This is a genomic window from Chitinophaga hostae, assembly GCF_018224885.1.
In the GTDB taxonomy this organism is placed as follows: domain Bacteria; phylum Bacteroidota; class Bacteroidia; order Chitinophagales; family Chitinophagaceae; genus Chitinophaga; species Chitinophaga hostae.
Genome location: NZ_JAGTXB010000017.1, coordinates 170,594 through 180,653, shown reverse-complemented (window position 1 = coordinate 180,653; position 10,060 = coordinate 170,594). Strand labels below are relative to the sequence as shown.

Below are 10,060 nucleotides of genomic sequence, written 5' to 3'. Positions count from 1 at the left end.
TTTTGATGGGCATGTCTCGTTTATTTTCTATTCACGTGTTTTACTTTAACGGTTACCTCGTAGGTACCTTCCTGGAAAATCTGGAACTGGAACCTGGGATTTACGTTGTACACCGGGTCATTGGTAGGTGCGTAGCCGGGATCCACGGTAACAAAGTTACTGGGGATACGGTAGTAAATCAGGTAGCCATAAGCGCTTTGTAATAAAGGAAACGGTGTGGTTTCAAAATTACAGGTCATGGAAGTATCCGTGAGCGTTAGCGGGTGGAATTGCGCGTACGTCTGGAAGTCGCTGCGGTCGCCTCTCCTGATGATTTCTCCTTTAGAAGGATTGAAGTATTTACCATTCTGATCTGCTATTTTCAGGATAATGTTGGTACCCTCATCAGATAGTTTTTTGATAGTGACAATAGGAGCGCCAAGGTCACCGCTGGTGCTGGTACCATCACGGAACCAGGCGGCCCCGCCATCGCCGATGTTGTAAGGAGGCTCGTCCAGCATCGTAATGGTGGCGATATTTTTAAACACTTTGGAACCATTCTGATTGGTGGCCCGGATATCAAATTCATAAGTACCCAGGGGCACTTTCACAGAGGTACCAAAAAAAGTAAAGGCGCCTGTGTATTTATTAAATTGCCAGCAGGGCGTACTTACTTTCTGCCGCTTTTTATTCAGCAAAGCTACCGTGGTATCTTTCTCCGGATCAAACTGTGCAATCCATTCGTAACGCTCATAGTTGGTAAACAGACTATCGGCACGCTGATGTTTGAGCACATCACGGAAATCCAGCAGCTCGTATGTTACAGGGGCACTGGACCCGTCGTTACTTACAGGAGAGGTATTTTGTACCTGTCCGCGTTTAATCCTGATCGGATTATCTACATACCGTATCTGGTCGCTGAGATAGCCTTTTTCCACTTTTGAGCAACTGTACAGGGCAGTAGCGGCAAGCAGGGTGAAACCGAAAGTTTTTATATGTCTTTTCATAATAGTTGCGTAAGGGTAAATACTCAGTTAAACTTATCCTGGAAGTAAGTGAACACGTGTTTGTTGTTCAGCACATGCAATATCCCGGTGGTGGTAATGATCCCGGTGGTCTGGCAGCGGGTTTGTAAAAACTGGTCCGCTGTCAGGTTAGATAACCCTGATTCATCCGGTGGAACCGGGCTGCCGGGTTTGGGAATTACCTTTGTGAGATAGAGAATGACCGGGTATTGGGTGAATACGCCACTGTTGGTGTTCTCGCTGGTAGGTATGCCCTGTACCAGGCGTCTTTCCCCGTTTTTAGCCGTGTAAAATTTCCCGGTTTTTACGGCCTTGTCCAGCGTGATCTGATCCTTGAACATATAGGCGCGGAGGGAATCTTTCAGTTTATTAAAATCCAGTGAATCATAACTAAACAGGGCGTTTGGATCTGTTAACCGTAATTCTTCCCGTTTCTGGTCGATGTAGTTATCCAGGTCATAATTGGTGATCGCAAAAAAAGTACCGCTGGCATTTACCTCGTCTTTAAGCCCGGTTTTATCAATCAGCATGACGATCGTATCAAAGAGATGATTTGTTTTCAGGTAATCGTAAGTCGTCATGTTTACATGCGGATCATGTACACTGCCACCAATCGTGTAATCCTTTTTACAGGAGAACAGGAGGATGCTGACGAATGCGATGATACCGGGATATAATATATTTTTCATACTGCTGATTTTAGTTGGTTAAAGTTTTCCTCTCCAGTAAGGCGTTTGTACCAGGGTGTAATCATCCTTGAACATAGCAGGGTCCACAGGCCATAGCCAGCCCCCGGTAGGGGAACCGTTCTGGAACTGTGCACTGGGAAAATGATCGTTGTAAGAAGAGATCTGTTTGGTGCGTACCAGGTCATAATAGGCATGTCCTTCAAAATAAAGTTCGCGCAAACGTTCTTCCAGGATGGTGGTAGCCAGTTCATCGCCGCCGCCATTATAGTCGCTGATACCTGCACGCTGACGTACTTTGTTAAGTAACAACAGGGCGTCGCCGTCTTTACCCAGGTTATGGAGCGCTTCTGCTCTCAGCAGCATGATATCTGCCAGGCGGAAGATGATGAGGTTATTACTCAGGCGCGCATCCTTTTTCGTAGATCCGTCAGCGTAGGCAATGTTGGCAAATTTGATGATCTGTCCCTGGCTGGTTTGTGATTCAAAGAAGAAATTCCTGTAGCGGATATCATGTGCGGAATCACCCTGGAACAGCCTGTTGACAAAGTTGGTGCTTACCGGCCATTCGATCGGGTCCTTGCCATCGATAAAAGGCATGCGGAGCGTTACACCGAAGCCCGGGTTATTCTGCAGCGATAGCCCTTCTGATTGTGCGTCGCTGATATTTATTTCGAAGATACCTTCATGCGTTTTACCAATAAATACTTTCATATAATTGGCTGCATCCTGCAATACATAGCCGCCGTTGGTGATCACAGTATTGGCTGCTTCCGCGCAACCTGCATAATCGTGTTTCCAGGCCAGGATATGTGCCTGCAGCGCAAAGGCGCTGCCTTTATTGGCTCTTACCGCCCTTTCTCCTTCGTTGGCATCATAACCAAAATCCAGGTTGGGCTTTGCCGTTTCAAGATCGGCCAGGCACTGTGCCCATACGCTGTCGGCCGGACTTCTCGGAATATTCTTGGCTGTAGATACATCCAGATCGGGTTGGAGCTTTAAAGGTATATCTCCCCAAATCCGGCTCATATAGAAGTACGTAAAGGCACGGAGGAAGTAAGCTTCACCGATTACGTGGCGCTTCGTGTTAACAGACGCAAATTTGTTGTCAGGAATGCCTGGTACTTTATTGATGATCAGGTTCACCTGCTGGATCAGCTGGTAGTACTGTTGCCAGTTCCAGTTGTTACTGCCTACATTCAGTCCAATAAATTCGCCATTGGAGATATTGTAATTGCCGTTATCCTTGCCGCCGTCTATACTGAGTTCGCCGGACACGATGTCGCCGTATTTATGCCAGGAGTTATCCCTGATCATGATATTTCTCAGGATGGCATAGGCGCCGGACAGCGCGGTGTTAGCATCCGATTCGCTGGTAAAGTAGGCATTGGTAAACGTAGAGTTATGCGGCTCAAGATCCAGTATTTTTGAACAGGAAGATACCAGTGTTGCCGCTGAAATAACAGCAACAGCATATGCGATATATAAGCGATGTTTTTTCATGATGTCGTTTTTGATGTTTTAAAGGCTAAGATCCAGACCCAGTGTGAACTTTTTGGGAATGGGATAACCACTGCCGCTATATATTCCGAAAGCATCTACCTGTTCCGGATCAGGTATGTGTTTGGATTGTTTAAAGAGATACAGGTTATCTGCAAGTGCGTAGATCCTCAAACGCCTCAGATGAATTTTATCTAACATACCCTGGTTAAAGGAGTAGGAGAGCGACACATTTTTTACACGGAAATAGGCCCCGCTTTCAATCCAGGCAGAACTAACCATTGCATATTTGTAATGCGTGCCATATACGGAGCTCAGACTAGGATACGCTGAGTTATCACCGGGGTTTCTCCAGTAGTCGATATTGCTCAGGTCAGGGAAGGCATGGGTGGAAATAGAATGATAAGGATTAGGATCGCCATCATCTGTTGGTACCAGCTGCGACAGTTTACCCGCGAGGTAATCATTAAAGATTTTCCTGCCGGCAGTAAATGTGCAGAAAACATAAAGCGAGAAGCCTTTATAGCTGAAGGTGTTACCAAAACCGCCGGTTACTTTAGGGTTTGGATTGCCCGCAGGGATATAATCTTTATCGTCTAATATACCGTCGCCGTTCGTGTCCTGCCAGATCGGATCACCACCTCTGAACGGATAACCATAAAAACTGAGTGGCTGACCGCTTACTTTGCTTACGGGTACATCCGCATCTGTTAAGTAGATGCCTGTTTTGTTAAATACATTGTATGAGTTCAGCGGTTGCCCCTGGCGTAACAGGTATTTGTCGAGATAAATATCACGGCCTCCGTTTGGCAGGGAGGTAATAATATTATCGTTATGGGCCAGGTTCAATAATGCCTGCCACTGGAACGCAGAAGATGGTTTCAGTACGTTGGCGATCAGCTGCAGTTCCACACCGGTGTTGCGGATACCAATGGCATTGGCGGTGAGAATAGAGTAGCCGGTGGTAACAGGTACGTTGAGATTAAAGATACCACCATTGGTATTTTTAACATAGGCATCTGCTATGATGTTGATGCGGCCATTGAACAGGGTTGCATCCAGACCAAGGTTGGTTTGGGTATTTTTTTCCCAGCTCAGGTTATTGTTGGTTAAGCCTTTATCGAAATTCAGCGCTACCGCCGGAATACCGTTGTAACCAAACGCATAGTTATTGCCGGTAGCCGGGTTGGTGCTTCCGGGGAAATTACCTGCGCCAATGGAGTAAGTATTATAGGAGAGGTAGTTGTCACCACCATCCGGTTGTCTTCCGGTTACACCATAACTGGCGCGCAGTTTCAGTAAAGTGAGCCAGTTGCTGGCAGACTTCAGTGCCGGTTCATCGCTGATGATCCAGCCTCCGGAAATAGACGGGAAGTAACCCCAGCGGTTATTCCGGCCAAAGCGGGAAGATGCATCCGCGGTAATTACACCAGACAAGAGGTAACGGTCTTTATAGCTATAGTTGGCCCGCAGGAATAATGACTGGATACCACTCTGCAACAGGTCGGAGCGGGTATCGGCCAGGTTTTTATTCAGTACGGTAACGGTATGGATCTGGTCATTCGGAATGCCGATAGCATAAGCATAAGTGGAACGGTACTCCCAGAATTCTGTATTCTGACCAGCCAGTATATTGAATGAATGATTGGCACCCAGCGAGGTAGTATACTGCAGGGTATTGCTCATCAGGTAGGTATTGGATTTGTCGGTGAAGCTGGTGGCCATACCGGTACCGTCTCTGCGCGTAACGCCCGGTGTATAGGCATCCATACGGCTGTTGGTTTGCGTAAAGGAGAGGACGGTAGTGAAATTAAATTTCTTTGATATCCGCCAGTCGATCACGGGGCTGATAGAGAGGTTATCGTTGGTGTTTTTATCGGTGGCGTCGCTGCCGTTGCCAAAAATAAAATCCTTCGTAGCATCGGTCATATACAACAATGAAGTAGGCAATGGGCTGGAAGCATAATACCCGCCGTTAAACGCACCGAAGCCACCGGAAAGATCACTGAGAGACCGGGGTCTGTCGAGTTTGGAATAACGGATCTGCGTAGAGATCTTCACGTTAGGTGAAAGATTCAAAGCTGTGCTGCTGCTGAAGCTATAGCGTTTCAGCCCTGATTTTTTAACGATACCCTGTTCATCATAGTAGTTGAGACCATAGCGGTAGTTAACCAGGTCGTTACCTCCGGAAATGGAAACATCATAGTTGTCAACCCTGCCGGTGCGGAACATGGCGCCCTGGTAGTCGTTGGCGTTGTTATAGGCGGGATTGAGACTATCCGTCAGGATTTGCGGGATGTCTTTCAGCGTACCCCAGGCGCCATAATGGTTAATGAGTTCCCATTTGGCCCTGCGTTCTTCCGCGCCGATCACCACTTTTTCCAGTTGTGGCCTTTCGGTGATACCATGATAGGTAGAGAAATCTACTTTTGGTTTTCCGGAGATACCTCTTTTGGTTTTGATGATAATGACACCGCCAGCGCCCCTGGAGCCGTAAATAGCTGCTGCGGAGGCATCTTTCAGGATATCTATACTCTGTATATCATTGATGGCGATACCGGCCATTACATCTGTGTTGGTACCGGTGCCGTAGTTAATGGCGGCGATATCTTCCGTGGTTTGAGGTACCCCGTCGATTACGTAGAGGGGGCCGCTCAGTGCGCGGGCGAGACTGGTTTTTCCCACATTGCTGCTGGGATCACTGTTGATGGTGCGGCTTACAGCGGTGTTACCACGCATCACCACGTTACTTCTTACACCTGGTTCACCGGAATAATTCTGTACATCCAGCCCAGGTGCGCGGCCCTGTAAGAGCGCGTCAAATGTAGGTGTGGGCACGTCCATCAATGTTTTAGGATTGATGGAAGTCACCGCTGCGGTCACCGTTTTACGGGAAGCTTCCTGGTAACCGATGATGACTACATCTTTCAATACTTTTTTGTCGACCGGCAGGCTCACTATCAAATGAGCATTGCTTTCCTTTAGCGTAATGGTGCGGGGCAGGTAGCCAACGATGGTGAAGGTGAGCATACTGCCTGCTGCCATTTTAACGGTGAAACTACCGTCCGGGTTGCTGATAGCACCTGATCTGGAATCTGAAATGCTGACAGAAACTCCGGGCAGGGCGTTACCGTCAGAGCCGTCCCGTACAAATCCTGATACCGTAATCTGGTTGGCGGCAGGTTTTACCTGCGCGATGCCGGATAGGGAAATGATGGTGAGGCAGAACGTTAATAACATAACAGCGCAGCTATGGCTGTATTTTGTAAAATTAACAGTCATGTAATTTAATTTGAAGCTTATGAATGATACTGGATGCTGAATGGCCAGTTGTTACGATGAAATTGGCTGACGTTCTTGAATTTGTGTTAGTAGTGTTTGTCTACTCTTGTTGGTAAATAAATTTTGGTTCGATAAACTTTACTTGTTGCTAAATCGATTTTCTAAACAAATCACAGGTGCTGAATAAGGCCGTGAAGTTAGTATGCGGAAGAAGTCTAACTTGTTAATGAACTGTAAAAGATTGTAAACAATTTTAAATACCGGGGTGGAAGAGAAGGGAAGCCCGTGATGGAATGATCCGTTATTCCAGGCGGCTAAAGTACGTGTTAGTTTGACACAGAAAAACTAAAGATTTGTTAAGAATATCCGGATAGCTCCCGGAATAGTTTACCAGGGCCGGAAGGCAGTTAAAAGTTGACGTCTTCCGAAAGTTATAATATATGCGGTATATATTATATATTTACGCATTACTATCCTGAAATCATACCTATGAAGCAATGCTACCTACTTTTGCTGTTGACCTTTTTGTGTGGCAGCATGTATGCACAATCGGCTGTAAATCCTGGCACCAGGGCCAAAGCGGCGATCCAGTTCACGAAACTATTGAATGATGCCGCCATAGTATATCCGCCACAGCTATCTTACCTGACGGAATCCGGGGCCAAAATTGAATCCTCTTTCCGCATCAGTGAAGATGGTATTTTATCTGTCACCTTCCGTTACCCGGTGGAAAACAGTTTTTCGCTGTACCGCGTTACAGCCCCGGTAAGCGCCATGAAAGCGGTGTTCTGCGATTACTACCTGGGACTGGAATTCGACGGTAACGTGGTAAAGATTGAAGAAAGCGATAAGGGCAGCCGGGAGCTGAAAGAAAGCAATACACTTTCCCTTTTCCATATCGCCAAACCGGGCGACGGACCAGCAGGCGAGAAGCTGAAAGCAAGGGTGGAGCAGGGGCTGCGGGAATTCCGAACCAGTTATTAATTGTTTTGCCCAAGATTTTTTTTTGCCCAGGATTAGACTGATTTTTATGATTTAAAGGATTTTTTTTTTTGATTTTATAAGATTAAAAGAAGGGCGAAGACAGATGGAGGATATCTGCCTTTGTCTTCACTAATCATCTTTTAATCTTATAAAATCAAAAAAAAAAATCCTTTAAATCATAAAAATCAGTCTAATCCTGGGCAAAAAAAATTCCGCTGCATTGACTAAAAGCTAACCGCTAACGGCTGGCAGCTCCTTACTGATATACCCCACGAAGGTCCATATCTCCAGTACCTCCTCAATGTTTACGATCATGGTTTCGTAGTAGCTGTTCAGGGAATGCAACACCAGTGTTCCGTGTTGCTTAATTTGATTCTCTACTATTTTAAAAACAATTTCTTCTTCTCCGCCTTTCAATACCAGGATGCAGGCCGTGTTATTTTTTAAGTGGTGCCAGTCCTGCAGGTATTGGGCGATGATATGACTGCCATCGGGGATGGGATGCATAGAATCGCCGCTGATAGGAAACATGCGGATTGTTTTTCCTCGCGGCAGATCGGGCAGACTGAATTTCGGCAGCGCTGCAATAAAGCCAGGATCACTAAACCCGCTCCGGTAGCCTGCTCTGGCCCGGGCAGGCACATATTCCATATTCTCTTCGTTGCTGTTGTTGACCGTAATCGGTAAAATGCGTATATGCCTGCCCGTGAGGTCAACCGCTTTGCCGGCTTCCAGCTCTTCGAGTTGCGTTTCCGGGATCTGCGAAAGGTCTGTTTTGATCAGGATGTCCATATCGATTTTGAAAAAACCGGCAATCAGTACCAGGTCTTCCATGCGGGGATTGCGTGTTTTACCACTTTCCTGGGCGGTGATTTTGTTCCTGTTTAATCCCAGTAAACCGGATAAATGTTGCTGTGATATCTTTTTCCTTGTCCGTAATAATTTAAGATTAGCGGCCCAGTAAAGGGGCTGTTTGTCCATTCTTTATATATTTATAATATATTATATTTATAGTTAACAAGGACAAATGTAGGGCTTTTTACTCATTCTTTATGGAGTAAAAGGCTATTGAGTTGTTGCTGGAGCGATTCTCCGTGAAGGTCTTTATTAAAGATCATGCCGGTGGAATCGATCAGGTAATTCTGTGGGAGGAGTTTTATGCTGTAGGCTTTCGCGGCCTGGTTTTTATCAGTGGCAGGATCGGCGAGGTTGGTCCATACAAGGCTATCTTCCCGGATGGCCTGTATCAGGTAGGAGCGGTCGGCAGGAGGATCCAGTGCGATGCTGATCACGGTGAAGTTTTTATCCTTGAACTGTTTATAGGCTTCGCGTACATACTGATGTTGCCGTCTGCAAGGCTCACACCAGGAGGCCCAGAAGTCGAGTAATACGGTTTTACCCTTGAAATCGGACAGGCGTACGGGTTTGCCATTCATATCGGGAACCTCAAAATCGGGGGCGTCTGAGCCAACGGCAAGACTGCGTATCCGGTTCATTTCTTCGGCAAAGGACTTGCCTTCGGCGCTGTTGCGTACTTCGGCCGACAGTTTTTGAAAAAGGGGTTCAATCTGGTCAGGGTTTATTTGTACGCCTGCAACGTCTTCCAGGGCGAGCAGACTGAAATAGGAGTTCGGGTTTTCCGCGATATATTTTTGCAACAATAGTTTTTTGGCTTCGAAGGCAACCGCATATCGTTGATTTAATTTTTGCTGGAAATCCTTTTGAGCTTTTATGGAGGCAGGTGTTTTATTGTAGCTTTTCGTGATCTGGTCAATGGATTTGTTCACCGACCTCAGGGCCTCATCATACCCGGCTTCCAGCTCATTGGTAGGAGAAGTGATCCGGGCCTTGCTGATGTGTTCCCGGGCCTGCACTTTGATGGTGCCTTTTTCGAGGTAAAAGAGGCGGGTATCTGCATTTGCCGGCAGCTGCACGAAATCCGATATGCCCCCATGGGTATCCAGGATCAGCATGGCACGCATTGGTCCATCCAGGGTACCTTCAAAGCGGAACAGGCCATTATGTACTTCCGCGGAGTCTACTACCAGCTCCCTGTTGATGACTTTGTTCAGATACACTTTTGCGGGACCATCCAGTTTGGAGATTCTGCCGGTCACAATGTAAGTGCCGGGCTGTGCCTTAATAAATACCGGGCAGCATAACAGGGCTAAGATTGTTATTTTTTTCATAAGATACATATCTGCAACCGAATCTATGGACTAAATTTCTTCAATTCGTGTTCCAATCATTTGTTAATCAGTAATAACAAAATTTATGGCTAATCATAGCAAATCGCCACATATACTGAATACCTCCACCAACCTCCTGGGCTTTTGCCTGATTGTACTGACCTCCATAAAAGTGGCCGGTTTTAACCATGCCACCATTATTGATGATTGCACCGGGATAGCCGCTTTATTACTGATGGCGAGTTGCCTGTTATCATTTTTATCTTTAAAAAGTAAAAATGATAGCCGAAGCGAACGACTGGAGCAGATCGCAGATTATACCTTCCTCATTGCATTAATCTGCGTAAGTATTACAATTGTTTTTGTATCTTTTAACTTATTGACCTGACAACCCGGTTGCTTGTTATTGCATTGA

The 10,060-nt window shown here is 46.3% G+C and carries 8 protein-coding genes; 2 read left to right on the top strand and 6 right to left on the bottom strand.

What is annotated here, in order from left to right; all coding sequences use genetic code 11:
* Nucleotides 1-20: 20 nt before the first annotated feature.
* Genes KE626_RS26240 through KE626_RS26225 form a run of 4 tightly spaced genes read right to left on the bottom strand, consistent with a single transcriptional unit; the run spans nucleotide 21 to nucleotide 6,472 of the window.
* Complete coding sequence (locus KE626_RS26240) at nucleotides 21-986, bottom strand: DUF5007 domain-containing protein (RefSeq protein ID WP_211975990.1); 966 nt, start codon at nucleotides 984-986, stop codon at nucleotides 21-23.
* Nucleotides 987-1,009: 23 nt separating this feature from the next.
* Nucleotides 1,010-1,693, bottom strand: a complete 684-nt coding sequence (locus KE626_RS26235; protein ID WP_211975989.1) for a hypothetical protein — start codon at nucleotides 1,691-1,693, stop codon at nucleotides 1,010-1,012.
* Nucleotides 1,694-1,711: 18 nt separating this feature from the next.
* Complete coding sequence (locus KE626_RS26230) at nucleotides 1,712-3,193, bottom strand: RagB/SusD family nutrient uptake outer membrane protein (protein ID WP_211975988.1); 1,482 nt, start codon at nucleotides 3,191-3,193, stop codon at nucleotides 1,712-1,714.
* An 18-nt stretch (nucleotides 3,194-3,211) separates the two neighbouring features.
* A complete protein-coding gene (locus KE626_RS26225) occupies nucleotides 3,212-6,472 on the bottom strand; it encodes a SusC/RagA family TonB-linked outer membrane protein (protein WP_211975987.1) in 3,261 nt (1,086 codons plus the stop codon).
* A gap of 489 nt (nucleotides 6,473-6,961) precedes the next feature.
* Here KE626_RS26225 and KE626_RS26220 point away from each other — a divergent pair, with 489 nt between their 5' ends.
* Nucleotides 6,962-7,456: a hypothetical protein gene (locus KE626_RS26220; RefSeq protein ID WP_211975986.1), complete on the top strand. Its 495-nt coding sequence runs from the start codon at nucleotides 6,962-6,964 to the stop codon at nucleotides 7,454-7,456.
* A gap of 231 nt (nucleotides 7,457-7,687) precedes the next feature.
* Here KE626_RS26220 and KE626_RS26215 read toward each other — a convergent pair whose 3' ends face one another.
* Complete coding sequence (locus KE626_RS26215) at nucleotides 7,688-8,437, bottom strand: XRE family transcriptional regulator (RefSeq protein WP_211975985.1); 750 nt, start codon at nucleotides 8,435-8,437, stop codon at nucleotides 7,688-7,690.
* A 62-nt stretch (nucleotides 8,438-8,499) separates the two neighbouring features.
* Entirely contained in the window at nucleotides 8,500-9,645 is a 1,146-nt protein-coding gene (locus KE626_RS26210) for a TlpA disulfide reductase family protein (protein ID WP_211975984.1), read from the bottom strand.
* An 85-nt stretch (nucleotides 9,646-9,730) separates the two neighbouring features.
* Between KE626_RS26210 and KE626_RS26205 the strand changes: the two genes are divergently transcribed.
* Nucleotides 9,731-10,033, top strand: a complete 303-nt coding sequence (locus KE626_RS26205) for a hypothetical protein (RefSeq protein WP_211975983.1) — start codon at nucleotides 9,731-9,733, stop codon at nucleotides 10,031-10,033.
* Nucleotides 10,034-10,060: the final 27 nt, after the last annotated feature.

Coding starts and splice junctions, on each gene's coding strand:
- KE626_RS26205 (WP_211975983.1), top strand. CDS start 9,731: ATGGCTAATCATAGCAAATCGCCACATATACTGAATACCTCCACCAAC.
- KE626_RS26240 (WP_211975990.1), bottom strand. CDS start 986: ATGAAAAGACATATAAAAACTTTCGGTTTCACCCTGCTTGCCGCTACT.
- KE626_RS26220 (WP_211975986.1), top strand. CDS start 6,962: ATGAAGCAATGCTACCTACTTTTGCTGTTGACCTTTTTGTGTGGCAGC.
- KE626_RS26230 (WP_211975988.1), bottom strand. CDS start 3,193: ATGAAAAAACATCGCTTATATATCGCATATGCTGTTGCTGTTATTTCA.
- KE626_RS26215 (WP_211975985.1), bottom strand. CDS start 8,437: ATGGACAAACAGCCCCTTTACTGGGCCGCTAATCTTAAATTATTACGG.
- KE626_RS26210 (WP_211975984.1), bottom strand. CDS start 9,645: ATGAAAAAAATAACAATCTTAGCCCTGTTATGCTGCCCGGTATTTATT.
- KE626_RS26235 (WP_211975989.1), bottom strand. CDS start 1,693: ATGAAAAATATATTATATCCCGGTATCATCGCATTCGTCAGCATCCTC.
- KE626_RS26225 (WP_211975987.1), bottom strand. CDS start 6,472: ATGACTGTTAATTTTACAAAATACAGCCATAGCTGCGCTGTTATGTTA.